Here is a 26,373-nt window from a genome sequence, read left to right on the forward strand (position 1 = left end):
CCGTGGTGTTCCCGGCTCCGTGAGGAGCCTCAGGTCAGAACGGGCGTGCCGCGCTGGAGATGCTCCAGCGCCGCCAGCCTGTAGGTCATGATCGTGTCGGCGCACGCCATACCGCATGGCGCGAACACCGTCCGCTCGACCACAACCCTGAACCGGACGTCCCCGTGGCGCACAATCGCCTCGGTGACGTCACCGTCCAGCCTGGTGGATTCCACGGCCACTCCGCCTACCGAGAGCTCGCCCGTGTGTGCCCGGACGAAATGCTCGGCGGCCTGCGATGGCTCAGGGATGCCTGCGCGTCCCCGGAAACGGTCGAGAACGATCTCACCGTGCCGGTACGCGTTTGCCGCCGCGATCGCGGCAGCCTGAGACATGCTGCCGTAGTAAAGCCCGTGTGGCAAGCACACAAGGTTAGCGGCGTATCGATCGCCGCCTACATGAGTGGTTTCCCACACTCTTCCCGGCAGGCTCTCACCCAAAACCCGCGCGATGGGAAGGCCAATGCGGGCACAACACGCGTTGCGCCTGGCATGCGTGCAGACCAGGAACACCGGCTCCTTCACCAGTATGCAGGACTCCGGAACCACTCCGCGCACAAGAGATCCCAGGTCAAGATCTCCAGGGTCCTCGAAGAACCCCTCCGCGATCCATGGGACGTCCGCCGTGGTGTCGGCCACCATGACCCTGACCGGCCCCTGCGTCACCCGGCGGTGCAGGGGACGCCTGATGAGCTGGGGACGGATCCCCAGCTCGGTCGCGCGCCCGATGAGCGCGTGGACCCCCGCGGGCAGCTCGCACTCCGCCAGATGGGACGCCCACGGCCCGGCATGCTCGATGAGCAGCCACAATCGGGCGCCGACGGTCGCGCTCGCGAGCGCCGGCACCTCACCTGTATGGCATCCGGCCGGGTGTTCGCACCCCCGGGCCCGGTCTCTCGTCACGCGATCCTCCCTACAGACTTAGGTAAGACTAACCTAACGGTTAGGGGCTTTGTGCGGCGGGGCGCAGGTTTGTGGGGTGTCCTTTTTCTCCACCCCTATGTCGAGGCCTCGTGTGACATAACTCACGGTCTCGCCGGGTGGGTTGCCGGGAGCTCCGGCTTGGGGCTAGCGGGCGTGGTCGCGCAGCACCCGCTCGGCCGCGGGAAGGGCCGCCGCGCGGTCCTCGGGCACCAGCCCGATGCGGGTGCGGCGGTCGAGGAGGTCGCCGGCGTCCAGCGCGCCCTCGTGCCGCACCGCCCACACCAGCTCGGCCGTCGTGACGCCCGTCGGCAGCGTCTCGGCGAGCTCGGGATCGCGGTCCGCGAGGGCATGGACGGCCGCCGCCTCCGAGCCGTACCGCTCGGACAGCCGCCTCGGGACGCCGTACCGCTCGGACGGCCGCCTCGGGACGCCGTCCCGCTCGGACGGCCGGCTCGGGACGCCGTCCCGGGAACCCTGGGCCGGGGCGGAGATGTCCGCGCCCACGAGGGGCAGGCGGGCCGTGCGGCTTCGGGGAGCGCGGGGGAAGGCCGCGTCGACGGCGTCCTCCGCCATCCTGCGGTAGGTGGTGAGCTTGCCGCCCACGATCGTCACGACGCCGTCAGGGGCCCTGACGACCGCGTGCCTGCGGGAGAGGTCGGCCGTGCGCCCGTCGCCGGTCAGCAGCGGCCTCAGGCCCGCGTAGGCGCCTGCCACGTCCGCCCGGGCGACGGGAACCTCCAGAACGGAGTTGAGCACCTCCAGGAGGAACGCGATGTCGGTCTCGGGAGCCTCCGGCACGTCGGGGATCGGACCGTCCACCGGCTCGTCGGTGAGCCCGACGTAGACGCGCCCGTCGGGCTGGGGGAGCACCAGGACGAACCTCGCCCCCTCGCCGGGGATCGGCACGTGCAGGCTCGCGCGCGGCTCGCCGAGAGTGCCCGGCCGCAGGACCAGGTGGGTGCCCCTGGAGGGCCGCATGGACACCGAGGCGGTCAGCCGCCCCGCCCACACGCCCGTCGCGTTGACGACCCTGCGGGCGCGGATCGTGAAGGTCTCGCCGCCCAGCTCGTCGCGGACCTCCGCGCCGTCGCCGGACAGGGTGAGGGCCCGGCACCGGGTGAGCACCCGGGCACCGTGGGCGGCGGCGGTCCTGGCGATCGCGACCACCAGCCGGGCGTCGTCGACGACCCGCCCGTCGAAGGACGCCAGCGCGCCGCGCAGCCCGTGCGGGCGCAGGGCCGGGACGAGGGCGCGGGCGCGTGCGGCCGCCACGCGGGACGGGCCGGGGAGCAGGTGGCGCGGGGTTCCCGCCGACGCCCTGAGCAGGTCTCCGAGCCGGTAGCCCGCCATCACGACCTCGGCCTGTGCCCTGGACACCTCGGGGGTCAGGGGCAGCAGGTAGGGCTGGGCGCGCACCAGGTGGGGAGCGGTGTGACGCAGCAGCACCCCGCGCTCGACCGCGCTCTCCATGGCCACCCCGATCTGGCCCTTGGCCAGATAGCGAAGCCCGCCGTGGATCATCTTGGAGCTCCACCGCGAGGTGCCGAAAGCCAGGTCGTGGGCGTCGATCGCCGCGACGGACAGGCCGCGGGAGGCGGCGTCGAGCGCCACGCCCGCGCCCGTGGCGCCCAGCCCGACCACCAGCAGGTCCACGACCGTCTCACGCGCCTCGGCCAGCTCGCGGGCACGCCGGGAGGCGTTGAGCGAGGATCCGGGGGCGACGCCGGGTGTGTGGCTCATGGTCCTGGCACCTCGTACAGGGGACACCCGGAATGGCGACCACAGCCGGGCATGTCACAGTGTAGGACGTGGAAACTCCCGACACCGCCGCGGAACCGATGCTCTGGTCAGGCTGGGGCGATCCCGCCAAGGCCGCCGAGCTGCCCCAGTCCGTCCGCAAGCTGCTGCGCGAGCTGCTCGGCGTGCGCGAGCCCGCGCGGCCGGCCGCGTCCTTCGGAGAGGTCAGGCTGCGCGCCGCCGCCCTGTCTCCGCTGATCCTCGCCGACCTCCGCAAGGCCGTCGGCGGCGAGCACGTCCGGTTCGACGACGATGCCAGGATCCGCCACACCAGGGGCAAGTCCACGCCCGACCTGCTGCGCATGCGCGACGGCGACGGTTCTGAGGCACCGGACGCGGTGCTGCTGCCCGGGTCGCACGACGAGGTGCTGGAGGTGCTCCGCATCTGCGCGCACCACCGGGTCGCGGTCGTGCCCTTCGGGGGCGGCACCTCGGTGGTCGGCGGGCTGGTGGCCTCGCGGCAGGGCTTCGCCGGCGTGGTGGCCCTCGACCTGGCCCGGCTCAACCGGCTCATCTCGGTGGACACCGAGTCGATGGTCGCCGACCTGGAGCCGGGGCTGCGCGCCCCGCAGGCCGAGCAGCTCCTGGCCAGGCACGGGCTCACCCTCGGCCACTTCCCCCAGTCGTACGAGTACGCCACCCTGGGCGGCTTCGCGGCGGCGAGGTCGAGCGGCCAGGCGTCGGCCGGGTACGGCCGCTTCGACGACATGGTGGTGGGCGTGACCGTGGCCACCCCGCGCGGCACGCTGGAGTCCGGCCGCGCGCCGAAGTCCGCCGCCGGGCCCGACCTGCGCCAGCTCGTGCTCGGCTCGGAGGGCGCCTTCGGGGTCATCACCTCGATGCGGCTGCGGGTGCGGCGGGCACCGGCGGAGAAGGTGTACGAGGGGTGGCGGTTCGCGTCCTTCACGGCGGGGACGGCCGCGCTGCGGCGCCTGGCGCAGGAGGGGCCGCTCCCGACGGTGCTGCGCCTGTCCGACGAGACCGAGACCATGGTGGGCCTCGCCAAGCCGGGGGAGATCGGCGGGGTACGGCCCGACGCGGGATGCCTGGCCGTCGTCGGGTACGAGGGCGAGACCGCCGACGTCGCCCACCGGCGTGAGCGCACCGCCGAGACCCTGTCCGCACTGGGCGGCGTCTACCTCGGCCCCGAGCCGGGCGAGGCGTGGGCCCACGGACGCTTCAGCGCGCCGTACCTGCGCGACGCGCTGCTCACCGCCGGGGCGACCGTGGAGACTCTGGAGACCGCCTGCTTCTGGTCGAACATCCCGAGGCTCTACGACGCCGTTCGGCTGGTGCTCAGCGTGGCGCTGGCGCCCGCGGACCTGTCGGGCCCCGGCGGGCCGCCGCTGGTGATGTGCCATCTGTCGCACGTGTACGGGACGGGCGCGTCGCTGTACTTCACCGTGGTCGCCTCCCAGACCGCGGACCCGCTCGGGCAGTGGGACACGGCCAAGCGGGCGGTCAACGAGGCGATCGGGCTGGCGGGCGGCACGATCTCGCACCACCACGGCGTCGGCAGGGACCATCGGTCGGCGTACGCCGACGAGATAGGCGAGCTCGGGGTCGAGATCCTCCGCGCGGTCAAGGAGCGCCTCGACCCGGCCGGCATCCTCAATCCGGGGGTCCTGATCCCCTGATCGACCGGTCTGGGGGGCCGGGAGTGAAACGTCCGGGAGACCCGATTGGTGAGTCGGCGTGCGATCCATCAAGATCACGGCAAAGATAGGGTCATGGTCGATGTGGAGCGGGCAGCCGCGCGTGGCAGGCGGGTCTCGTCCCGGGTGTCCGAGGAGGGCGCCGGGTGGTCCTGCCAGGAGATGGGCACGTTCCAGAAGCTGCGCCCGAACGAGGACAGCTTCTCCTGGCTGGCGGTGAGGACCCTGCTGCGCTCGCGCAACGAGATCCTCGCCCAGCTCTTCGGCGACCCGTCCAACGAGGTGCGCCGGCGCTGGATGGCGGCACGGCAGGAGAGCGGCGTCGATCCCGATTTCCGGATAAAGCCTGATCTGGGGGCCGAGTACAGCTTCCTGATCATCGGCGACACCGGCGAGGGCGACGCCTCGCAGTACGCCGTGGTGCCCGGGCTGCTCGCCATCGGCGCCGACACCGCCTTCGCGGTCGTCGCGAGCGACGTCATCTACCCCACGGGCTCGGGCAACGAGTACGACGACAAGTTCTTCCGCCCGTACAAGGACTATCCCGCCCCGATCTACGCCATCCCCGGCAACCACGACTGGTACGACGGGCTCGGCGGGTTCATGCGCGTCTTCTGCGACGCGCCGGCGCTGGAGGCGCGGCGCCAGGGGTTCTCGCTGTCGCCCTCGGGCCTGCGGGGCCTGTTCTGGACCAAGCCCGAGACGATCGACGAGCCGCGCCTGGCCGAGGCGCGCGCGAGACGGTCGAGTCCCGCCCAGCGGGCGGCGCAGCCCGCGCCCTACTGGGTGATCGACCTGCCCGGCCTGCTGCTGGTGGGCATCGACACCGGCATCCGCGGCACCATCGACCGCGACCAGGGAGCCTGGCTGCGCCGGGTGTCGGCCGACCCCCGGCCCAAGGTGCTGATCACCGGCAAGCCGATCTACGACCGCAACGAGTACCACCCGTGCCCGATCGAGGACGGCGGCACGGTCGACGAGATCGTCAGGGACCCCGCGAACAACTACGTCGCCGCCATCGGCGGGGACACCCACAACTACCAGCGCTACCCGGTCGAGGTCGGCGGGCGCACCATCCAGTACATCGTGTCCGGCGGCGGCGGGGCGTTCATGCACGCCACGCACACGATCCCCCGCGTCGACGTGGGAGGCGTGCGCGAGGACGCCTTCAAGTGCTACCCGCTGAGAGGCGACTCGCTGTCGTTCTACAGCAACCTCTACCGCGCCCGGCTGCGCATGCCCTGGCTCTACCTCACGCCCGACGAAGGCCTCGTGCTGATGTCCAGGCACATCGGCAACACCCCGCCGCGCCCGGTCGGCACGGGCGACGGCACGGACGGGACGGTGGGCGCGGACGGCTCGGAGCCCACCGTCCCCGGCCGGCCCGTGAAGATCACGGCGCGCACGAAGTGGGCGGCCCGCATCCTCGGCGGCTGGCCCATGCCGTTCCGCCTGCCGGTGGGGCGCACCTTCCACCGCTGGTTCTCCGAGCTGTCCGACTGGGACACCCCGCCGTTCTTCAAGAGCTTCCTGCACGTCTCCGTGCAGGACGGCACGCTGCGCATCCGCTGCTTCGCCGCCACCGGCTGCCGCCCTCAGGAGATCGAGCCCCCGATGGAGGACGAGGTGGCGATCCCGCTCGCCCCGCCGAGCGCCGGGTGATCAGGAAGCGGGCTTGAAGCTGCTCCACAGCACGGCCATCGTCTGGCGGTTGTCCGCCTGGTCCCACTCGGCGTCGGGCGCGGTGAACGTCACCTCGAAGGCCGTCTTGCCGTCGATGGCGATGTGCCGGGTGACGGCGTGCGCGGTCACGTTGTTCAGCGCGGTGTAGGTGTACTCCCAGACGCTCGCCTGCCACTTGCCGTTCCCGAAGGTGGAGGACTCCAGGCGGGCCTGGGCGTAGTCGGTGAGCGTGGCCTCGTCCTTGGCCTTGGTGAGCGCGGCCAGACCGTCGTCGCCCGTGGAGGGCACCTTCTTGATCTGGATGCGCCGCCCGGAACTCTTCGGGCCGAGGTAGGTCACCGCTTCGCCCGAGGTGGAGACCGTCCAGTCCTTGGGCACCGCGACCGACGCGCCGGCCGCGGTGTGCGTGCGGAAGCTCGCCGGGATCTCGGTGGGCACGGCCTGGTCGCCGGGGGCCGAGGCCTCCGGCGAGGACGACCCGGCCGGGGCCGGGCCGCCGGTGGCGACGAGCGGGTTGGCGACGGCCTCCTGCGACGGGGAGCCCGTGGGCCACAGCACGAACAGCAGGGCGGCCACCACGCCGACGACCCCGATGCCGGCGAGCACGAGCAGGACGGGGGAGCGGCCTTCGCGGGCGTCGTCGTCCTCCATCCCGCGGCGGCGCGTACGGGCGTCCGGCTTCTCCTCGCGCGTGCCGCGGCCGTCGCCCCTGCGGTCGGGGCCGGCGAACGGGTCGCCGGGGAGGTCCCTGGCGAGCTCGTCGGCCAGGTTCGGGCCGGACCTCGCCGGCCACACCCGGGATCCGGGCGCCCCGGCCGCCAGCGAGTCGCGGGCGGCGCCGGCCTGCGCCTGGGGGCCGGAGGTGCTCTTGAGCGCGTCGTACAGGTTCGACCGGGTGCCGTGGGACTTGTCCAGCCCCTCGTAGGGCCTCGGCTGGGGCCCCGAGGGGCTGCGCAGCGCGTCGTACGGGTCGGCCGGCCGCGGTCCCGAGGGGCTGCGCAGCGCGTCATACGGGTCGGGCTGCGGTTGCGAAGGGCTCCGGAAGGCGTCGAACGGGCTCGGCTGTGGTCCCGAGGGGCTGCGCAGTGCGTCGTAGGGGTTGACCGGCTGGGGTCCCGAGGGGCTGCGCAGGGCGTCGTACGGGCCCACCGGCTGGGGACCCGAGGGGCTGCGCAGCGCGTCGTAGGGGTTCGGCCGGGCGCCCGCCGGGCCGTCCGGCCCGTCGAAGGGGGAGCGCTGCGAGCCGGAAGGGCTGTTGAGGGCGTCGTAGCCGCCCGGAGCCCCGTAGGCGGTGGCCCCCGTGGCGGAGCCGCCGCCATGCGCGCGCGACGGATCGAGGTGACCGGCCTGGCCGGCGGAGTCCTGGTCGAACGGGATTCGCACGGGTCCCGACGGGGTCTCGATGATGCGCGAGGGCATCGGTCCCGACGGCGGGTCGAGTGGAGGGAGCATGCGCACCGGCGTCGAGTCGGCCTGCGTCGGCAGGGGCGTCGGGACGTGGCGGTCGCCGAGGAGCGCGAGCCCCGAGCCGTGGGTGCGCAGCACCCGTTCCAGCAGCTCGGCGGCCTGGGCGGCGGGCATACGGTCGGCGGGGTTCTTGCGCAGCAGCCCCTCGATGACCGGCAGCAGCGCTCCGGCGCGCTGCGGGCGGTTGGGCTCCTGCGTCAGCACCGCGCCGAGGACGGCCACCGCGTCCGGCCCCTCGTACGGCGGGCGGCCCTCGACGGCGGCGTAGAGCGTCGCGCCGTAGGACCACAGGTCGGCCGCGTGGGTGATCGGGCGGCCCTGGAGCCGCTCCGGCGGGATGTAGGCGGGCGAGCCCATGAGCAGGCCCGTCTGGGTGATGGTGACGTCACCCTCGATCGCGGCTATGCCGAAGTCGGTGAGCACCACGCGGTCGGCGGTGAGCAGCACGTTGCCGGGCTTGACGTCCCTGTGCAGGATGCCGGCGGCGTGGGCGTGCCGCAGCGCGTCGAGCACGCGGACGCCGATCTCGGCGGCCTGCACCACCGGCAGCGGCCCGCTCTGCCGCACGGCCTGCTCCAGCGACCAGGCGCGCACCAGCTCCATGACGATCCAGGGACGTCCGTCCTCCTCGACGACGTCGTGGACGGTGACGATGCCCGGGTGGCTGAGCCGCGCGGCGGACCTTGCCTCGCGCAGCATGCGCCGGTGCGCGACCTGCTTGCCCGCCTGGTCGAGGCCGAAGGGCAGGATCAGCTCCTTGACCGCGACGTCGCGGTCAAGGAGCACGTCGTGGGCGTGCCAGACCATGCCCATGCCACCACGGCCGACCGGCGAGAGCAGGCGGTAGCGCCGGCCCACCAGCCGTCCCTGACCCTCTGGCGCGACCCCGGCGTCGCCCAAGGGGCTCTTACCCTCGGTCATGGAGGGCGCCCTCCCGAGCGCGCGATCGGTCGTCATACCGCGGTCCCCAATTCACGCTCGTCCGCGTCATATCCCCATTTTGTGGATCATGTGCGTCGTCAAAACGGTGAGGCTGGCCACTGATATTAGGGTCAAAGCCGGGTCAATGGGAATTCGGTCATCTTTTACGTATCGGCGAGCGCGGCCAGAGCCGAGGTGAACGCTTCGGCCGGCGGGCTGACCAGACCCGCGCCGACCTGCCCGGTTCCCGCCACGCGGCCCGCGATGCCGGTGTTGACGACCGGGAGCTGCCCCGTCCTCGCGATCAGCGCGATGTCGATGCCCGTGGGAGTGCCCCTGAAGCCGAGCCCGGGAATCTGGTACGCCGGGTGCTCCGCCAGCGTGATCTCGTACATGGACCGGGTGGCGGCGATCGCGTCCGACACGTCGCCCCCGACGAAACGCACGATCGCCGGCGCGGCGGCCATGGCGAACCCGCCCAGCCCGGACGTCTCGGTGATCGTGGAGTCGCCGATGTCGGGGTTGGCGTCGTCCGGCCCGTAGGCGCCCAGGTAGAGGCCGTCGGGAACCCCGGCGGGGCCGGTGAACCACCGGTCGCCGAGGCCGGAGACCTGGATGCCGAAATCGGTGCCGTTGCGCGCCATGGCGACCACGAGCGAGGACCCGGGAACGTCCCTGGCGGCGTCGGCGCTCACCTTCCCCGCCGCCATTCCCGCGTTCAGGAAGAAATGATCGTTGCCGTTGATGAACCGCAGAACGGCGGCGGCGTGCTCGGGCGAGGCCTCCACGATCGCCGGGGCGAGCTCGCGGACCATGAGGGAGGTGGCCGCGCGGTTACGGTTGTGTAGCTCGTCGCCCATCTGGAGCGCCTGGGCGATCAGCGAGCGCAGGTCGATCGGGCCGCTCACGGCCAGCGCCCCCGCGAGCACCGGCCCGAGCACCTCGCCCATCCAGCGCAGCCGCTCGACGACGTCGGGCCCGTAGGCGCCGTACCGCAGCACCTTGCCCAGGCCCTCGTTGAGCGAGCAGTACGCGGTGCCGCCGTGCTCGCCGTCGACGACCTCGAACATCCACATCGACGGGCTCACCACCCCGGCCATCGGCCCGACGGTGCGGTGGTGGTGGCAGGAGTCGAGCTTCACGCTCCCGGAGACCAGCAGGCGCTCGGCCTCCTCGGCGTCGGACGCGAGACCCTCGAAGATCGCGGCGCCGATCAGCGCTCCGCGCATCGGCCCCGAGGCGCGCTCCCAGTCGATGGGGGGCCCGGCGTGGAAGAAGGTGCGTTCGGGCAGGTCGAGCACGTCGCGCGCGGGCTTCACCCCGACGAGCTGGGGGCGGGCCGAGAGCAGCCGGCCGACGGCGACCTCGTTGGCGCGCTGCCTGCGCGGGTCGGCGAGCACCTTGGCCAGGGCCCCGGAGGTGCCCGGGAGCGGGGGCCGCCAGTCGACCCCGAGGCGCGGCACGGCCTGCTGGTCGAGCGCTTCGGCGAGCACGGCGGCGCCGGCGGTGATCACTCGGGGCTCGCCGTCGAGCATGGACAACCTCACAGGGCACTCCCGATCAGGCTCGCGGCGTGCCTGGCGGCGGCCGCGTTGGAGGTGAACACCGAGGCCCCGGCCTCGACCAGGGCGTCAGCCTGCCGGCGCAGGCCCTGTGGGTCGGACTCCGTGCCGACCAGGGACACCACCACGGACGCGCCCCGCTCGCACGCCTCGCTGACCGCGGGCGCCAGCCGGGCCGCGGGGTCGGGCTCGGCGGCGTGGCCGAGCACCACGTCGAGCAGCACGACGCCGGAGGCCCGCCCGAGCGCCTCCAGGCGCAGGGTCGGATCGATCATCGGATGGGCGCGGCCCCGGGTGTACTCGTCGTCGCCGAAGTCGGTGAACTCGCCGGTGCCCGCGATGATGCGCGCCTCGGTGCACAGCGTGCCGCCGGAGTACAGCCCGCACAGGCCGGCCGATGGCCTGCCCTCCTGCGGGACGGTCCACGAGGGCCATTCGGGCACCGGCAGGCCGAGGGCGCGGAGGGCCTTCTCGGCCGCCGAGGTCAGGTCGCCCTGCCCGGGCCCGAGCAGGGCGGTGACGACCGGCGTCGCGAGCCCATCGATGGCCCGGCGCACGACCTCCGCGACCTCGGGGGCCGGCGGCTTGGAGATCAGGACGATCAGCTCGGTGGCCGGGTCGGCGTCCAGGGCCGCGAGGGCCACCAGCGTGGACCGGCCGCCCACCGCCGCCGACAGATCCCTGCCGCCCACACCCAGGACGTGGCTCACCCCGGCGCCCGCGTGGTCGAGCAGGCAGGTCACCTGCTGGGCGCCGGTGCCCGAGGCGGCCACCACGCCCACGCGCCCCGGGCGCAGGACGTTGGCGAACCCCAGCCCGGCGCCGCCGACGACCGCCGTGCCGCAGTCGGGGCCCATCACGAGCACGCCCCGCTCGCTCGCGCGCTCCTTGAGCAGGACCTCCTGCTCGACCGGGATGTTGTCACTGAAGATCATCACCGACAGCCCGGCGTCGATCGCGTCCATCGCCTCGGCGAAGGCGTGCTCGCCGGGCACCGACACCAGCGCCAGCGAGGCGTCCCACGCCCGCGCGGCCGCCCGGGTCGTACGAGGAGCGCTCTCTGCGCGGGCGCCGCCCGGCCCTCCGCCCCTGGCCAGGGCGGCGAACTGCCGGTCGAGCTCCTCAGCCCCGTCCTTCAGCGCCGCGTCCGACTCGGCCCGGATGGCGACCAGCAGGTCGGACGGCCCGGTCTCAGGTATCTCGAACCCGGCCTCCCTGGCCAGCCCGAGGTTCAGCTCGGTCGCCATGGCCACCACCGCGACGGTGACGCCCGGGCGGGAGCTCAGCGCCTGGCTGATCCGCATCAGGCTCACCGAGTCGTGATAGACCCCGGCGCGTACCTCCACCAGATCGGTAGTCATGGCCAACGGTCGCTCACCGCCCCTCGTAAGAAGTCCGCTCACATGTCGATCATCGCTCACCGCGTCCCCCGCGGGAGCGCTTACCTGGTAGTTCACCTGGCCGTTCGTAAGCTCCCGGCGAGCTCCACGACCGCGGACACACCCGTTCGCAGGCCCCAGGCGAGGTCGGCGCCCGAGGTGTGGCCGAGCCGGAGCAGGCGGTGCACCGCGGGTTCGAGCGGCTGGTGGCCGGCGATCCCGCGCAGCACCGCGAGCGCGTCGGTGCAGGCCTGGCCCTGGGCGGCGCAGTGGAGCAGCGTCGCCGAGATCGGGGTGGTGCGCGTGCGGGCGTCGAACGCCACGGTCGCGGCGAGCCAGTCGGCCAGCCACACGGCCCTGCCCACGCCCGCCGCCCTGCCGACCTGGCGCAGCGCGACCAGCACGCCCGCGAGCATGTCGTCGCCGCTGGGTGTCAGGCCGGGGCCGAGGCCCATGAGCTGCTCGGTCGCGGTGATGGCCGCCGTCAGCGAGCCCCGGGCGCAGCCCTCGGCGAGGAGCGCTCCCGCGCCGCCGTCGGCGAGCCCGGGCCTGCGGGGCGATGCCTGGCAGATCTCGCCGAGCCGAGGGAGCACCCGCTCCAGGCGCGGGAGCTCGATCGGCCCGAGCGAGGGCACGGGATCCCACCAGCGGCGTACGCGGACGGTCAGGCGGCCGATCTCGATGCACCCGTCGCCGACGGCGGCCTCGTCGCCCGCCGCCGTCACGGGCAGCGGGTCGCTCAGCACGACGGCGTTGGGCAGCCGCGTCGCCTCCCCGGTGACGACCGCCACGACGGACGGCTCGACGTCGGTGCGGATCTCCAGGTAGACGCCCAGCGGGAACACCGCCAGCACCCGTGCGGGCCGCCGCGGCGACTCGAGCGCCGGGCGCAGCGCGGTGCTCGCCGCGCCGAACGCTTTCGCATCCCCCGGCGCGCGGTGTTGGATCCGTGTACGCGTCCCCAGTGTCACTCGGCCTCCCCGCGAGTCTGGGGGAACCGTAGAACGCGCCTGGAGATCGGCCGTACGGAGAAAGATGCCAACAGTTCTCCAAGGAGTTGGCTCTTGTTGACAGACAGGGTGTTCCGTCAGAATCTCTGAAACGGCGTTCCACCCTGGAGCAGCACCATGACAGCTGACCCATCACCCCCGGCGATGCGACTGGCCTCCACGGGCACCATCATCCACGGCGTGTCCGTGGGCGAGGTCCTCGGCGTATCCACACTGGCGGGTGCCCGCCTGATCGGCGGCAGGACCGGCCTCGACCGCATCGTCCAGCGACTCAACGTCATGGAGGTGCCCGACATCCTCGCGTGGGTGAAGCCCCACGAACTGCTGCTCACCACGGGATACCCCCTCCGGAACACGCCGCAGTCCCTCGGACGGCTCGTCACCGACCTCGACGAGCGCGGCCTCGCGGCGCTCGGCATCAAGCTCGGCAGGTACGTCGACGAGCTGCCCGCCGAGATGGTGGAGCAGGCCGACCGGCTCGGCTTCCCGCTGATCCTGCTTCCCAACGACGTCGGCTTCGACGACATCCTCAACCAGGTGCTCACCGACATCCTCAACCGGCAGGCCGCGCTGCTCGCCCGCACCGAGGAGGCGCACAGGGCGCTCGTTCAGATCGTGCTGGCCGGCGGCGGGCTGCGCGAGGTCGTCGCCGAGGTGGCGGGGCTTCTCGACGTGGCCGTGGCCGTCGTCGACCCCGCCGGTCACGTGCTCGAAGCCGCCGGCGACACCACGCTGCTGCGCGCCGCCCCCGCGGTCTCCGGCGGCGACTACACGGTCGTCCCCGTCGTCGCGGGCGGCCACCACCACGGGCGCATCGTCGCCCACAGCCCCGGCGGAGCCATCCAGGCCGGCGACATCGGGATCCTGGAACGTGCCGCCACGGTGGCGGCCCTCGTGGTGACCAGGCAGGAGGCCGTCGCCGCCGTCGAGAGCAAGTACCGCGCCGACTTCCTGCGGGACGTCCTCACCGGCAGGGGCGGGCCGAGGGCGGCCGCCCGCGCCCGCGCCTTCGCGTGGGATCTCGAACGGCCCGTCGGCGTGCTCGTCGCCGAGATCGACCCCGAGTGGGACATCCCCCCGGACCGGCTGCTCACCGCGTGGGTCACCGCGCTGCGGCGGCACGACCCGCGCGGCGCCGTCGCGGGCTTCTCCCACGAGGTGGTCGCCATCGTCGGCTCGGGCGTCGACATGGCCCGGCTGGCCAAGGACGCCGTGGCCGCCTTCGCCGACTGCCAGCCCGCCACCTTCTCCACGGGCATGAGCAGGGTCGCGCAGGGGGCCGAGCTGTTGCCCGACGCCTACGGCCAGGCGCTGAAGGCGGCCAGGGTGGGCCGCCAGCTCCACGGGCCGGGCGCGGTCGCCCACTTCGACCAGCTCGGCGTCTACCGGCTCCTGTCGCTCGTCAACGACACCGCCGAGCTGCACGCGTTCGTGAAGGAGACGCTCGGGCCGCTGGCGCTCGACGAGGACGCCGAGAACGCCGACCTGCGCCGCACGCTCCAGGTGCTGCTGGAGACCAACCTCAACGTGGCGGAGACCGCCCGCCGCCTGCACTTCCACTACAACACGCTGCGTTACCGCATCGGGAAGCTGGAACGCATGCTCGGCAACTTTACCGAGGACGCCCACCTGCGCCTCAACCTCACGCTGGCCCTGCACGTGCTGCGCATGCGGGGCATCTAGCCGGGCTAACGGCGACAGGGAGGTGCCGGTGCGCAAGAGGACTGCTCCTGAGGCGGGCACGTTTGGCAGATCCTGACCATGTGGACGGCCCTTCACAGGTCTAATGTGCCCGCAACAACGCCAACAGATAGCAGTACGCCGAGGAGGTCCGCCTGCGGGGTGGCCACCGACCGCCCGGCCCGGTCAGTGAAGGGGCTCATATGGCCTTCGGATGGAAGTTGCACGGCGACGGGCGCGGTCTCGCTCCTGGGGAGGTGGTCAAGCCCGACGAGCGGCTGAGCTGGCCGCGCATGGTCGGGTTCGGCGCGCAGCACGTCATCGCCATGTTCGGCGCGACGTTCGTGTTCCCTCTGGTGATGGGGTTGAACGCCAACCTGGCGATCATGATGTCGGGCGTCGCCACGATCCTGTTCCTGCTGATCGTGCAGGGGAGGATCCCGAGCTACCTGGGCACGTCCGCGTCGTTCGTGGGCGCTGTGGTCGCGATCCGCGCGGCCGGCGGCGACAGCGCCACGGTGACGGGCGCGATCCTGGTGGCGGGCGTGGTGCTCGCGCTGTGCGGCGTCGCGATCCACTACCTGGGCGTCCGGGCCATCAACAAGATCTTCCCGCCCGTCGTGACCGGCGCGGTGGTCATGCTCATCGGGTTCGGCCTCGCCTACGTCGTGTCCGACGTCTACTGGCCGCAGGACCAGTGGATCGCCCTGATCACCATGGTGGTCACCTTCGTCATCATCGTGGCCTTCAAGGGGTTCATCGGGCGCATCGGCATCCTCGTCGGCCTGGTGGTCGGCTTCGTGCTCTCCTGGCTGGCCGACAAGGCCTTCGGGAACATCACGGCCTTCAACGCCGGCATCGGGAAGGTCGACACCCACCCCCGGGTGAACTTCCAGGCGGTCGCGGACGCTCCCTGGTTCGGGCTGCCTGAGTTCCACGCGCCGCAGTTCGCGGGGTCCGCGATCGTCCTGGTGCTCCCGGCCGTCATCGCCCTCATCGCCGAGAACGTCGGGCACGTGAAGGCCGTCGGCGAGATGACCGGCGCCGACGTCGACCCGTACATGGGCCGCGCGGTCTTCGCCGACGGTGTCGGCACGGCCGTGGCCACCGCGGTCGGCGGCTCGCCCACCACCACGTACGCCGAGAACATCGGCGTCATGGCGGCGACCCGGGTCTACTCCACGGCCGCCTACTACATCGCCGCCGTGGTGGCGATCCTGTTCGGCCTGATCCCCAAGTTCGGCGCGCTGGTCGCCGCCACGCCGGGCGGCGTGCTCGGCGGCATCACGGTCATCCTGTACGGCATGATCGGCCTGCTGGGCGCGAAGATCTGGATCGAGAACCGTGTCGACTTCTCCAACCCGGTGAACATGGTGCCGATCGGAGCGGGCATCATCCTCGCCATCGGGCCGGTGTCGCACCAGATCACCAAGGACTTCTCGCTGGCGGGCATCGCGCTCGGCACGATCGTGGTGCTCGGCGGATACCACCTGCTCCGCGCGATCGCCGGTCAGCCCGGGCCCGCGGGCGGGTCAGGGCCCGAGCCGGCCCTCGTGGAAGGGAGCGACAGCAGCACGTGAAGCCTTCGGCGTTCGACTACCACGCGCCCCGCGACCTCGGCGAGACCCTTGAGGTCCTCGCCGGGGCCGGGGCCCACGGCAAGGTGCTGGCGGGCGGCCAGAGCCTGATCCCGCTTCTCAACATGCGGCTCGCCGCCCCGTCGCACCTGATCGACATCAACCGGGTCGCCTCGCTCGACACCATCGCGGTGGAGGGGGGCGGAGTGCGGGTCGGGGCGCTGGCCAGGCACGCGGCCGTCGAGCGGTCCTCCGCCGCCGCGCGGGCGCAGCCGCTGCTCCGCGACGCGCTGAGGCTGGTGGCGCACCCGGTGATCCGCAACCGCGGCACCGTCGTCGGCAGCCTCGTCCACGCCGACCCCTCGGCCGAGCTGCCCGCCGTGCTGACCGTCCTCGACGGGTCGGTACGGCTGGCGCGGCACGGGGCCCCCGAGCGCGACGTCCCGGCGGGCAAGTTCTTCACCGGACCGATGGAGTCGGCGCTGGAGCCGGGCGAGCTGGCGGTCTCGGCGTTCTTCCCGTCCCTGCCCGCCCGCACCGGCACCGCCTTCTGCGAGGTCGCGCGCAGGCACGGCGACTACGCGATGGCGGGCGCCGCCGCCGTGGTGACCCTCGACGACCTGCGCATCGCCTCGGCCAGGGTCGCGTGCGTGAGCGTCGGCCCGGTGCCGGTGCTCCTCGACCTGTCGGAGGTGTGCGCCCACCGGCCCGCCGCCTCCGTCGACTGGGCCGCCGTGGCGCGGGCCGTACAGAACCGCATCGACCCGGACGGCGACATCCACGCGACGGCCGGCTACCGGCGGCATCTGACCGGGGTCCTGGCCGAGCGGGCGCTGCGCGTCGCCGCCCAGGAGGCCGCCGACGAGCTGGGGGAGTCCTCGAATGACTGAAGCGCTGCACGAGATCTCGCTGACCGTGAACGGCGTCGTGCGCGAGGCCAAGGTGCCGGGGCGGCGGCTGCTGTCCGACTGCCTGCGCCGCGAGCTGGGCCTGACCGGCACCCACGTCGGCTGCGAGCACGGCGTCTGCGGGTGCTGCACGGTGCTGCTGGACGGCGCCCCCGTGCGGTCGTGCCTGACCTTCGCGGTCTCGGTGGACGGCCACGAGATCACCACCGTGGAGGGGCTGAGCGCGCCCGACGGCACGCTGTCGCCGGTGCAGCGGGCGTTCTCCGAGTGCCACGCGCTGCAGTGCGGCTTCTGCACCCCGGGCTTCCTGTGCACGGCCACCGCCCTGCTGCGCGACAACCCCTCGCCCACCGACGACGAGGTGGTCGAGGGCATCTCGGGCAACCTGTGCCGCTGCACCGGCTACCAGAACATCGTCAAGGCGGTCCACCGCGCGGCCGAGCTGATGGGTGATGAAGCGTGACGACGAAGCTGTTCGGCGAGCGGGTGCAGCGCAGGGAGGACCGGCGGCTGATCACCGGCCAGGGCCGCTACGTCGACGACCTCGGGCGGGAGGCGCTCGCCGCCGCGTTCGTGCGGTCGCCGCACGCGCACGCCCGCATCCGCGACATCGACGTGTCGGCCGCCGTGGACGTGGACGGCCTGGTCGCGATCTACACCTGGGAGGACCTGCCGGAGCGCGTGCGCGACCCGCTGCCCCTGCTGATCCCGCACCCCGCGCTGACCCACGGGCGCACCGCCTACCCCCTGGCCAGGGACATCGTCAGGCACGTCGGCGAGCCGGTGGTCATGGTGGTGGCGCGCGACCGCTACCTCGCAGAGGACGCCGCCGCCCTGATAGAGGTGGACTACGAGTTCCTCAAGCCGGTCGTCGGCATCGAGGAGGCCGCGCACGGCGCCCACCTGGTGCACGAGGACGTTCCCGGCAACCTCGGCGCCCACCTCGTACAGGAGGTGCCCTCGGAGCGGGGGCTCGGGGCGGCGGAGGCCATCGACGCGGCGCCGCACACGCTGGCGTTCCGGCTCGACATCGAGCGCAGCGCGTCCATGCCCCTGGAGGGCCGGGGCGTCTACGCCCGGTGGGACTCCGACGACCGGTCGCTGCGCGTCTACTCCTCCACCCAGACCTCGACGAGCGTCCGCATGGCGATCGCCTCCAAGCTGGGACTGCCGCTGCCCTCGGTGGAGGTGATCGCGCCGGACGTGGGCGGCGGGTTCGGTGTGAAGATCGTGCACCCCTGGCCCGAGGAGGTCCTCGTCCCCTGGGCGGCGATGCTGCTCGGCCAGGAGGTCAAGTGGACCGAGGACCGGCGCGAGCACTTCATCTCCTCGGCCCACGAGCGGGCCCAGGTGCAGCACGTGCGCGTCGGCTTCGACGACCAGGGCCGCGTCCTCGGCCTCGACGTCACGATCATGCACGACCACGGCGCGTACACGCCGTACGGCATCATCGTGCCGATCATCACCGCCACCCAGCTTCTCGGGCCGTACCGCATCGGCGCCTACCGCGTGGAGTTCTCCTCCATCTACACCAACACGGTGCAGGTCACCCCGTACCGAGGGGCGGGGCGCCCGCAGGGCGTCTTCTGCATGGAGCGCACGATGGACCGCATCGCGGCCCATCTCGGCCTCGACCGTACGGAGGTGCGCGCGGCCAACTTCATCCAGCCCGGCGACTTCCCCTACGACCAGGGCCTGATCTTCCAGGACGGCCGGCCGCTGATCTACGACAGCGGGGACTACCCCGAGTCGCTGCGGATGCTCAAGGAGCTGATCGGCTGGGACGGCTTCGCGGAGCTGAGAGCGCAGGCGGCGGCTGAGGGGCGCCGCATCGGCATCGGCCTCGGATGCTACGTCGAGGGCACGGGCGTCGGCCCGTACGAGGGCGGCCACGTGCAGGTCACCTCCGACGGGCGCGTGCACGTCTCGACCGGCCTGACCTCGCAGGGCCAGGGGCACGAGACGGTGTTCGCGCAGATCGCGGCCACCGAGCTCGGGGTGCCGCTGGAGAAGGTCTCGGTGGTGACGGGGGACACGCGGCGCTTCGGGTACGCCGTGGGCACGTTCGCCTCGCGTGCCGCCGTGATGAGCGGCAACGCGATCGCCCTGGCCTGCCGCAAGGTGCGCGACAAGGCGCTGCGCATCGCCGCCGAGGCGCTGGAGGCCGATCCCCGCGACCTGGAGATCGAGGACGGGCTCGTCCGCGTGGCCGGCAACCCCGGGGCGTCCATCCCGCTGGCGACGGTGGCCGTGCTGTCCAATCCCCTGCGGTACGCCTTCGACGAGGAGACCAAGCGGGCCACCCAGTTCTCCGGCGCGGCCCCGATGGACCGGCCGCCCGTGGACGAAGGGGAGGAGCCGGGGCTGGAGGGGCGCGACTACTACTCGCCCATCCGCTCGACGTTCGCCTCCGGCATGCACGCGGCCATCGTCGAGACCGACCCGGACACCGCGGAGATCCGCATCCTGCGGTACGCCGTAGTGCACGACTGCGGCAGGCTCATCAACCCGATGATCGTCGAAGGGCAGATCCACGGGGGAGTGGCGCAGGGCGTGGGCGGCGCGCTGTACGAGCGCATGGTCTACGACAACCACGGTCAGCTGCTCAACGCGTCGTTCATGGACTTCCTGATGCCGTACGCCACGGAGGTGCCGTTCATCGAGACGGCTCACCTTGAGACGCCGTCGCCGCTGAACCCCCTCGGGATCAAGGGCGCGGGCGAGGCCGGGGTGATCCCCGTCTCGGCCGTCATCGCCTCCGCCGTCGAGGACGCCGAGGGCATCACGATCGCCCGGATGCCCATCTCCCCCTCGGAGCTCCACGAACTGCGGGAGCTCGCGGCTCCCTGACCCGTCTTTATCCCGTCTATAGCCCGAGGGCCAGTCTTGACCGGCCCGGCCGCCTGATCGATGTAACCGGACGGAGTGACGCTCAGGCGGTGACGCGCCTGCGGAAGACCCAGTACGTCCAGCCCTGGTAGGCCAGCACGAACGGCAGCGCGATCAGCCCGATCCAGGTGAGGATGCCGAGCGTGTACGGGCCGGAGGCCGCCTCGGCCACGGTGAGGCCCGGCAGCGGCGCCCGCCACAGCGTTCCGAACAGCGTGGCGGTGACCAGCACGATGGACGCGGCGGTGGCGGTGAACGCCCAGCCCTCACGGCGGCGCCAGATCAGCGCGACGGCGGCGGCCAGGGCGATCATGGCGGCCAGGGCCGCCACCCACAGCAGCGGATGCGAGGTCCAGCCCGCGTCCGCCGTGCCCATCACGCGCGCGACGCCCGCCTTCCCGGCCTGGTAAGCCGGGCCGGCCGCCTCGTTCGGGCCCGCCTGGCCCGCCGAGGGGAGCCCGGGGAGCGCCACGACGGCGATCGGCAGGGCGGCCGCCGCCACCGCCAGCGCGGCGCGGCGTGCCCTGGCGCGGAGCGGCCCCGCCGTCTTCAGGGCGACGAACACCGCGCCGTGCAGCACCGCGAGCGCCAGCGAGAGGGCTCCGCCCAGCACGGTCGCCGCGGTGGTGCCGTACAGCAGGTTCCCGAAGATCGCCCCCCACAGGAACGCGGTCAGCACGCTGCCGGTCACGATGCCCGCGTCGCACAGGACGCGTTCCCGCGCGGTCACCTTGCCGCGCCACTCGAGGGCCACGCCCCGCACGATCAGCCCGATCAGGACCATGACCAGCGGCAGGTAGAACCCGCTGAGCAGCCCTGAGTACCAGACCGGGAAGGCCGCGAACATGGCGCCGACGGCCGTGATCAGCCAGACCTCGTTGCCGTCCCAGACCGGGCCGATGGTCGCGAGCATCTGCTTGCGCTCGCCCTCGTCGCGGGAGAGCACGGGCAGCAGCGCGCCGACGCCGAAGTCGAAGCCTTCGAGCACGAAGTAGCCGGTCCACAGGAAGGCGATGACCAGGAACCAGACGGTGGTGAGCTCCATGGCGGTCTCCTAGTACATCAGGGTCGGCGCGAGGCGGGCCGCCTCGGCGTCCAGGTCGTCCGGGCGGCGGGGCTCGGCGGACGGCTCGGCGGGCTCGGGTCCCGCCTTGATATGCCGCACCAGCAGCCTCGCCTCGGCCAGCGCCAGCACCCCGTACAGGACCGTGAAGATCGACAGGGAGATCGCCACCTCGCCCAGGCTCACCCCCGGCGAGACGCTCGCCGCGGTGAGCAGCTCGCCCTGGACGGTCCAGGGCTGCCGCCCGATCTCGCTGAGCAGCCAGCCGGCGACCATCGCGAGGGTGGGCAGCGGGAGCGCCAGCAGGCAGGCCCTGGCGAACCACTCCGGTGTCGAGCGGCGTCGCCGGGTCAGCCAGAGCCCGAGGACCGACAGTCCCACGGTGGCGACCCCGAACCCGACCATGACCCGGAACGACCAGAACACGACCGGCACGTTCGGCTGGTAGTCGCCGGGGCCGAACTGCCTCTCGTACCGCTTCTGGATGTCGTCGATGCCCTGGACCTCGGCGTTCGGGTCGTGGGCTGCCAGCAGGCTGAGCACCTTCGGCACCTCCAGACCCGGCACGGGCGAGAACGGTGCCCCGTTCATGTCGTGGCGCAGCCCCTCGGCGGCGGCCAGCTTCATGGGCTGCTGCTCGTGCAGGAGCTGCCCCGACAGGTCGCCGCTTCCCGCCGCGACCGCTCCGGCGATCGCCGTCATGACCAGCGCGGCGCGAAGGCTCGTCCGCCACATGGCGGGGTCGCGGGTGGCGGCCCGCCCGCGCGCCGCCCGGGTGAGGGGGACGGTGGCGTCCCCGCCGAGGCGCCGCTCCCGCAGGATCCGGTAGCCGCTCACCGCGATGACGAAGCCGCCCGCGACGATGAAGGCCGCCGCGATCACGTGCGGGACCTGGGCCGTGGCCGTCGAGTTGGTCAGCACGGCCCACAGGTCGGTCATCCTGGCCCGCCCGTCGACCACCTCGTAGCCCACCGGGTGCTTCATCCAGGCGTTCGCCGCGAGGATGAAGTACGCCGACAGGTTGGACCCGATGGCGGCGGCCCAGATGCACGCCAGGTGGATCCGCTTGGGCAGCCGCTCCCAGCCGAAGATCCACAGGCCGAGGAACGTCGACTCCAGGAAGAACGCGAGCAGCGCCTCCATCGCCAGCGGCGCCCCGAACACGTCGCCGACGAACGTGGAGTACTCACTCCAGTTCATCCCGAACTGGAACTCCTGGACGATGCCCGTGACCACGCCCATCGCGAAGTTGATCAGGAACAGCTTCCCGAAGAACTTCGTCAGCCTGAGGTAGTGCTCCTTGCCCGTGCGGTGCCAGGCCGTCTGCAGCCCGGCGACGAAGACCCCGAGGCCGATCGTCAGGGGTACGAAGAGAAAGTGGTACACGGTGGTGACCCCGAACTGCCACCGCGCCAGGTCCAATGCGTCCATGTTCCCCTCACGGGCCAGGAGCTCTACACGTCGTAGTTCTACTTAAAGTAGTACTACAGCGTGTAGAGCAAATGAGGCGGGAGGGTGCCGCGAGTCATGCGATCTTCGTCACACCGGCCCGGCGGTCCCCCCTACAGGCCCACCGGCGACCGGCCCCCCACTCGCGGCACCCCGGTCCCCCCGCGGAACCGAGAATGCTCGCCGGGGTGTCCCGGTCACAAGGGGCTCGTGCCCCGTCCTCCCGGGATGGACCCCGGGTCTCCCCGGCGGCATGTCCAATGGTCCGCTCCCGGCCGCGTCCGGCGCGTCACCCCACGGGCTGATCCGCGGGTACACCGCCGGAGGGAGCCGGAGGCAGGATCCCGGCCGCTCTGAGGTAGGCGTCCAGGTTGCCGAGCTCGAAGCCCCGCCGTTCGATCTTGTCGAGCAGGACGCGGAAGTCCCTGGCCAGATCGGCCCGGAAGTGCAGCAGCAGGATGTCGCCGGGGTGGAGCTTCTTGTCGGGCGTCTGGTAGGAGATCTTGCCGCCCGGCTGGACGCTGGCCGTCCACAGCAGCAGGGCCGACAGGTCGCACGCCTTGACGGCCCGCAGGGTGCTGTCGTTGAAGTTGCCGAACGGCGGCCGGAAGAGCGCGGGGCGGCGCCCGATCTCCTTGGCGATGACCTTGGCGGAGCCGCAGATCTCGGCCTTCTGCGCCTCGTACCCGAGCCCCCACAGGTTCGGGTGGGTGAGGGTGTGGTCCTCGATGGGCACGCCCAGGTCGCGCAGCTCGCGGAAGTAGGACCACTTGCCCGCGCCCACGTAGTGCCCGCCGGCGGCGCCGGGGTCGGGCACGCCCCTGGCCTCCACCGCGTCACGCATGGCGAACACGGTGATCGGGACCGCGCGCTCCCTGACCAGCTCGACGAACCCGGGATCCTGCTCCCAGCCGTCGTCGATGGTGAGGAAGACGACCTTGCGTCTGGTCGGGATGGCGGTCACCACCGCGGGCCGTCCGGCGCGCTTCCGTACGCGCTCCACCTCGCCCGGCCTCGGCAGCGCCCCTGTCTGAGCCGGCCCTGCCTCCGCCGTCGCCACCGCCCCCGCCGAGGACGACGGGCCGGGAGTCGCGTCAGGGGAGGGGGAGCCCACGTACGGGGAGGCCGCCGGAGTCGCGCCGGCGCCGGGCGGGGCGGTCGCGGAGCGCGGCGGGACGGCCCGCGCGGCGTCCGGTAAGGAGGGGAGGACGGTGCCGCTCGCGGAACACATGCCGGCGAGCCCGACCCCGATCGCGACGCGTAACGCCTTCCGTCCCCAGATCATGGTGAGCCATCTTGCCATCGCGATGATCCCTTGCCGCAACCCACCGGTCACCGCCGTCACCCAGCCGCAAGGTCTTCGCAAGGAGCCCCGCCCATAGTTGAAAGCGCAAACGAGATCGCGGCACCCGGAGCGCGCCGGAACAGACATCGCGCTCCGGTGAGGACGGCTACCAGCTCCCCGGATCGTCGTGGGAGACGGCGTTCCTCATCGCCGGACAGCTCGGGGGGGTCCGGGCTTCAACCATCCGGCCGTGAGCCGGCCGTCATCACATTTGGGAGGATCACTATGAACGGCCCCGAACCCGGGCGGCGCCGTGTGATTCGTAAGGTAGGCAAGTGGCCGCGCGGCAGCCTCCTCGGCGGCCTCGGCGAGGCCGCGAGGGAGGAACTGCTCGGGCTCGGCCGCCCCCGGCAGTTCACCACGGGCGAGACGCTGATCCTGGAGGGGGACAGGTCCACCGAGGTCTTCCTCCTCGTGGACGCCTGCGTCAAGGTCACGGCGAACACCGAGAGCGGCAAGGTCGCGCTGCTGGGCATACGCGTCGGTGGCGACCTGGTGGGGGAGTTCGCCGCCCTCGACGGGCACCCCCGCGTGGCCACCGTCACCGCGGCGGGCCCCTGCCTGGTGCAGCTCATCTCCCAGGAGACCTTCGTGGCGTTCCTCAGCCGTTGCCCCGAGGCCTCGCTCGCCGTCAACCGGGCGGTGGTCAACAAGGTGCGCTGGACCACCCGCCGCCGGGTCGAGTACGGCACGTTCTCGACCCTCACGCGGCTGTCCCGCGTCATCGTCGAGCTGGCGTGGTCGTACGGCGAGCCGGTCGGGGAGGGCATCATGATCGGCGTCGCGTTCACGCAGCCGGAGCTCGCAGCGCTCGTGGGGGCCGCCGACCCGACCGTGCACAAGGCCCTGACCGTACTGCGGAGGGCCGGGGTCGTCGGCACGGGCTACCGCCGCATCGTCGTCCACGACATCCGCAGGCTCCAGAGCTTCGCAGGACTGGGCGAGAACCCGTTGGATTATGAGGTTCCGGCGTGACGGGGCGGCGATGCTGGGTGAACTCCAGCACCGCCTCGTCCGAAGGAGCGAACCGGTGAACGACCTGAGCGGAGAAGTCCGTCGGCTGTGCATAGGCCTCGACGTCGAGAAGTACAGCCGGCGGTCCGATCCGGAGCAGAAGGAGATCCAGCGCCGTCTCGTCGAGGTCATCGCCCAGACGAGCAAGGAGGCGGGCCTCGACCGGCTCTACGTCGCCGAGCGCGGCACGTACGCCGAGTCGGAGGCCGCGACCGTGATGTTCCGCCAGGAACAGGGCGACGGGCTGCTCCTGCTGCTGCCTTCCGGTGTGAGCGAGGCACGGGTCATCGCCGGGTTCGTCAGCGAGCTGCGCATCGCGCTCCGGCAGCACAACCGCCATCTCGGCAAGGACGCGCCCGTGCGGCTGCGGCTGCGCGTCGCGTTCCACCAGGGCCCGACGCAGGTGGGGGACAGCGGGTTCGTCGGCAGGGCCGTGAACATGGTCTGCCGCCTGCGCGACAGCGACGAGCTGCGGGCCGCGCTGGAGGAGCACCCGGACGCCGACCTGGCGATCGCCGTGTCGGCGCAGCTGTTCGAGGACGTCATCGAGCACGAGTACCGCGACCTGAGGAAGCGGCTTTTCCACCAGGTCACCGTGCGCTCGAAGGACGTCGTCACCGAGGCGTGGATCAGCGTGCCGGACGCCGGTCAGGGCGGGCGCGACCGGCCCCGCCCGATCCGCGCCACCCCCTCGCGGGCACGCGAGCGTCCCGGCGCACTCGGGCGCATCGTCAACATCGACGAGTACTGACGGGAACGGCGGTGGACGGCGAAGAGGTCAAGAACGGAGCCGGATCGCTGATCGCCGTCGCGGGCCTGGCCGTCGTACGGGCGCTGCACGCGCACCGGACGTCACTCAAGCGCAGGGATAAGCTCGCGGAGTCGCAGCGGCGCCAGTACAGCGAGTCGCTCAACGCGGCGATCCGGCACCACTCCAACGGCATGCACGCCGAGGCCCTGCGCCGGTACGGCGAGCTGCTGCGGTTGTCACCGAACGACCCGGTGGTCCTGACGAACGCCGCGCAGATCTGGATCGACCACGGCGTGAGCTTCCACGACGCGGCGCGTGCCCTCGACCTGGCCGCCGCGGCGGCGGCCGACCCCGCCACGCGGGCCGGCGTGAGACTCCAGCGCGCGCGGCTCGACCTGTCGTCCGGTCGCTACTCCAGGGCGGCGGCCGAGCTGACCACGCTGGTCACCGAGTTCTCCGATCCCCGCGTCGATCCGGCGCACACGGCGTGGTACCTGCTCGGCACCTGCCTGGCGGAGATGGGCGACGACGCGGGTGCCCAGAGGGCGTTCCGCACCGTGCTGGTCCACCGGCCGCAGGCGGTCCACGCGTGGATCGCCCTGGCCCGCCTGGTGGCCGAGACCGACCGGCCGGGCGCGTACGCGCTGCTCGAACACGGGCAGGGCCTGATCGCCCCGTCCGGCCAGGGAGACCTCACCGCACGGCAGTCGGCCTGCACCCTGCTGGTGGAGGCGGCGCTCATCGCCCTCGGCCCGCCCAAGGACCACGCCCAGGCGCGGGGGTTTCTCGACAGGGCCGCGCGGGTCTGCCCGGAGAGCCCCTACCCGCCGGTCAACCAGGCGCTGATCGACGACGAGCTCCACGATCTCGACAGGTTCCAGCGCCACATCCGGGAGGCGGTCTCCAAGATCCCCCGTACGGATCAGCGTCTCATCGCGCACCTGGTGAGCGGGGCGTACTCCAGCGAGTACGGCAACCTGACGCTGACCGCTCTCGGGCAGGCCCGCCTCATCGACACGGCCGAGCTGCGCCGCCGCCTCGCGGCCTGGGAGCACCAGCGCACGGAGCGGGAACGGTCCATGGCCGGTCGGCGCGACCACTACTACAACAGCATCGTCACCAGGGACGGCGCCGCCATCTCGGGAGTCGCCGTCGGCCTCGGCGGCCTTTCGCAGGCCGGCCGTGAACAGAAGGGGAGCACGATGCCGGGAGACTCCGGTGGCGGCGACGGGGGGACGTCGTGAGCGCGAGGGAAGCGCAG

Annotated in this window: 19 protein-coding genes; 10 read left to right on the forward strand and 9 right to left on the reverse strand. The window is 72.5% G+C overall.

Annotated elements, in window-relative coordinates:
- Nucleotides 1-29 precede the first annotated feature (29 nt).
- Both ACOZ38_RS12920 and ACOZ38_RS12925 read right to left on the reverse strand, forming a co-directional pair.
- Nucleotides 30-941, reverse strand: a complete 912-nt coding sequence (locus tag ACOZ38_RS12920; RefSeq protein WP_424530646.1) for a sucrase ferredoxin — start codon at nt 939-941, stop codon at nt 30-32.
- 165 nt (nt 942-1,106) lie between these two features.
- Entirely contained in the window at nt 1,107-2,702 is a 1,596-nt protein-coding gene (locus ACOZ38_RS12925; protein WP_424530648.1) for a glycerol-3-phosphate dehydrogenase/oxidase, read from the reverse strand.
- Nucleotides 2,703-2,800: 98 nt separating this feature from the next.
- On the opposite strand from ACOZ38_RS12925, the gene ACOZ38_RS12930 reads away from it, so the two are divergent.
- Nucleotides 2,801-4,396, forward strand: a complete 1,596-nt coding sequence (locus ACOZ38_RS12930) for an FAD-binding oxidoreductase (protein ID WP_424536996.1) — start codon at nt 2,801-2,803, stop codon at nt 4,394-4,396.
- Between the two features lie 93 nt (nt 4,397-4,489).
- Nucleotides 4,490-6,076: a metallophosphoesterase family protein gene (locus ACOZ38_RS12935; RefSeq protein ID WP_424530650.1), complete on the forward strand. Its 1,587-nt coding sequence runs from the start codon at nt 4,490-4,492 to the stop codon at nt 6,074-6,076.
- Here ACOZ38_RS12935 and ACOZ38_RS12940 read toward each other — a convergent pair whose 3' ends face one another.
- The 4 genes from ACOZ38_RS12940 to ACOZ38_RS12955 form a co-directional block, all read right to left on the reverse strand.
- Nucleotides 6,077-8,521: a protein kinase domain-containing protein gene (locus tag ACOZ38_RS12940; RefSeq protein WP_424530651.1), complete on the reverse strand. Its 2,445-nt coding sequence runs from the start codon at nt 8,519-8,521 to the stop codon at nt 6,077-6,079.
- Between the two features lie 128 nt (nt 8,522-8,649).
- Nucleotides 8,650-10,032 (reverse strand): DUF1116 domain-containing protein, encoded by a 1,383-nt coding sequence (locus tag ACOZ38_RS12945; protein WP_424530652.1) that lies wholly within the window; start codon nt 10,030-10,032, stop codon nt 8,650-8,652.
- Complete coding sequence (locus ACOZ38_RS12950) at nt 10,029-11,408, reverse strand: FdrA family protein (protein ID WP_424530653.1); 1,380 nt, start codon at nt 11,406-11,408, stop codon at nt 10,029-10,031. The genes ACOZ38_RS12945 and ACOZ38_RS12950 overlap by 4 nt, the downstream gene beginning before the upstream one ends.
- Before the next feature lie 92 nt (nt 11,409-11,500).
- Nucleotides 11,501-12,397 (reverse strand): DUF2877 domain-containing protein, encoded by an 897-nt coding sequence (locus ACOZ38_RS12955; RefSeq protein WP_424530655.1) that lies wholly within the window; start codon nt 12,395-12,397, stop codon nt 11,501-11,503.
- 156 nt (nt 12,398-12,553) lie between these two features.
- Between ACOZ38_RS12955 and ACOZ38_RS12960 the strand changes: the two genes are divergently transcribed.
- From ACOZ38_RS12960 to cutA, 5 genes are all read left to right on the forward strand, one after another.
- Nucleotides 12,554-14,119 (forward strand): PucR family transcriptional regulator, encoded by a 1,566-nt coding sequence (locus tag ACOZ38_RS12960; protein ID WP_424530656.1) that lies wholly within the window; start codon nt 12,554-12,556, stop codon nt 14,117-14,119.
- Nucleotides 14,120-14,319: 200 nt separating this feature from the next.
- The gene (locus ACOZ38_RS12965; RefSeq protein ID WP_424530657.1) at nt 14,320-15,696 is read left to right on the forward strand and encodes a uracil-xanthine permease family protein; all 1,377 of its coding nucleotides are present in this window, start codon (nt 14,320-14,322) and stop codon (nt 15,694-15,696) included.
- Nucleotides 15,693-16,583, forward strand: coding sequence for an FAD binding domain-containing protein (locus tag ACOZ38_RS12970; RefSeq protein WP_424530658.1), 891 nt, complete (start codon nt 15,693-15,695; stop codon nt 16,581-16,583). The genes ACOZ38_RS12965 and ACOZ38_RS12970 overlap by 4 nt, the downstream gene beginning before the upstream one ends.
- On the forward strand, nt 16,576-17,064 hold the full coding sequence (locus tag ACOZ38_RS12975) for a (2Fe-2S)-binding protein (protein ID WP_405146640.1): 489 nt from the start codon (nt 16,576-16,578) through the stop codon (nt 17,062-17,064). Before ACOZ38_RS12970 ends, ACOZ38_RS12975 begins: the two co-directional genes overlap by 8 nt.
- A complete protein-coding gene (gene cutA, locus ACOZ38_RS12980) occupies nt 17,061-19,451 on the forward strand; it encodes an aerobic carbon-monoxide dehydrogenase large subunit (RefSeq protein ID WP_424530660.1) in 2,391 nt (796 codons plus the stop codon). The genes ACOZ38_RS12975 and cutA overlap by 4 nt, the downstream gene beginning before the upstream one ends.
- Before the next feature lie 82 nt (nt 19,452-19,533).
- Here cutA and cydB read toward each other — a convergent pair whose 3' ends face one another.
- The 3 genes from cydB to ACOZ38_RS12995 all read right to left on the reverse strand — a co-directional run bounded on the left by cydB (nt 19,534) and on the right by ACOZ38_RS12995 (nt 23,305).
- The gene (cydB, locus tag ACOZ38_RS12985; protein WP_424530662.1) at nt 19,534-20,535 is read right to left on the reverse strand and encodes a cytochrome d ubiquinol oxidase subunit II; all 1,002 of its coding nucleotides are present in this window, start codon (nt 20,533-20,535) and stop codon (nt 19,534-19,536) included.
- 9 nt (nt 20,536-20,544) lie between these two features.
- Nucleotides 20,545-21,984, reverse strand: a complete 1,440-nt coding sequence (locus ACOZ38_RS12990; protein WP_424530664.1) for a cytochrome ubiquinol oxidase subunit I — start codon at nt 21,982-21,984, stop codon at nt 20,545-20,547.
- A 307-nt stretch (nt 21,985-22,291) separates the two neighbouring features.
- The gene (locus ACOZ38_RS12995; protein WP_424530666.1) at nt 22,292-23,305 is read right to left on the reverse strand and encodes a polysaccharide deacetylase family protein; all 1,014 of its coding nucleotides are present in this window, start codon (nt 23,303-23,305) and stop codon (nt 22,292-22,294) included.
- A gap of 297 nt (nt 23,306-23,602) precedes the next feature.
- Here ACOZ38_RS12995 and ACOZ38_RS13000 point away from each other — a divergent pair, with 297 nt between their 5' ends.
- Genes ACOZ38_RS13000 through ACOZ38_RS13010 form a run of 3 tightly spaced genes read left to right on the forward strand, consistent with a single transcriptional unit; the run spans nt 23,603 to nt 26,356 of the window.
- Nucleotides 23,603-24,322, forward strand: a complete 720-nt coding sequence (locus tag ACOZ38_RS13000; RefSeq protein ID WP_424530668.1) for a Crp/Fnr family transcriptional regulator — start codon at nt 23,603-23,605, stop codon at nt 24,320-24,322.
- A 55-nt stretch (nt 24,323-24,377) separates the two neighbouring features.
- Complete coding sequence (locus ACOZ38_RS13005) at nt 24,378-25,112, forward strand: hypothetical protein (RefSeq protein WP_424530670.1); 735 nt, start codon at nt 24,378-24,380, stop codon at nt 25,110-25,112.
- An 11-nt stretch (nt 25,113-25,123) separates the two neighbouring features.
- Nucleotides 25,124-26,356, forward strand: a complete 1,233-nt coding sequence (locus ACOZ38_RS13010) for a tetratricopeptide repeat protein (protein ID WP_424530672.1) — start codon at nt 25,124-25,126, stop codon at nt 26,354-26,356.
- Nucleotides 26,357-26,373: the final 17 nt, after the last annotated feature.

It is taken from the genome of Sphaerisporangium viridialbum (assembly GCF_049674955.1).
GTDB lineage: Bacteria > Actinomycetota > Actinomycetes > Streptosporangiales > Streptosporangiaceae > Sphaerisporangium > Sphaerisporangium viridialbum.

Coding starts and splice junctions, on each gene's coding strand:
- ACOZ38_RS12925 (WP_424530648.1), bottom strand. CDS start 2,702: ATGAGCCACACACCCGGCGTCGCCCCCGGATCCTCGCTCAACGCCTCC.
- ACOZ38_RS12930 (WP_424536996.1), top strand. CDS start 2,801: ATGCTCTGGTCAGGCTGGGGCGATCCCGCCAAGGCCGCCGAGCTGCCC.
- ACOZ38_RS12935 (WP_424530650.1), top strand. CDS start 4,490: ATGGTCGATGTGGAGCGGGCAGCCGCGCGTGGCAGGCGGGTCTCGTCC.
- ACOZ38_RS12940 (WP_424530651.1), bottom strand. CDS start 8,521: ATGACGACCGATCGCGCGCTCGGGAGGGCGCCCTCCATGACCGAGGGT.
- ACOZ38_RS12950 (WP_424530653.1), bottom strand. CDS start 11,408: ATGACTACCGATCTGGTGGAGGTACGCGCCGGGGTCTATCACGACTCG.
- ACOZ38_RS12960 (WP_424530656.1), top strand. CDS start 12,554: ATGACAGCTGACCCATCACCCCCGGCGATGCGACTGGCCTCCACGGGC.
- ACOZ38_RS12965 (WP_424530657.1), top strand. CDS start 14,320: ATGGCCTTCGGATGGAAGTTGCACGGCGACGGGCGCGGTCTCGCTCCT.
- ACOZ38_RS12975 (WP_405146640.1), top strand. CDS start 16,576: ATGACTGAAGCGCTGCACGAGATCTCGCTGACCGTGAACGGCGTCGTG.
- cydB (WP_424530662.1), bottom strand. CDS start 20,535: ATGGAGCTCACCACCGTCTGGTTCCTGGTCATCGCCTTCCTGTGGACC.
- ACOZ38_RS12990 (WP_424530664.1), bottom strand. CDS start 21,984: ATGGACGCATTGGACCTGGCGCGGTGGCAGTTCGGGGTCACCACCGTG.
- ACOZ38_RS12995 (WP_424530666.1), bottom strand. CDS start 23,305: ATGGCAAGATGGCTCACCATGATCTGGGGACGGAAGGCGTTACGCGTC.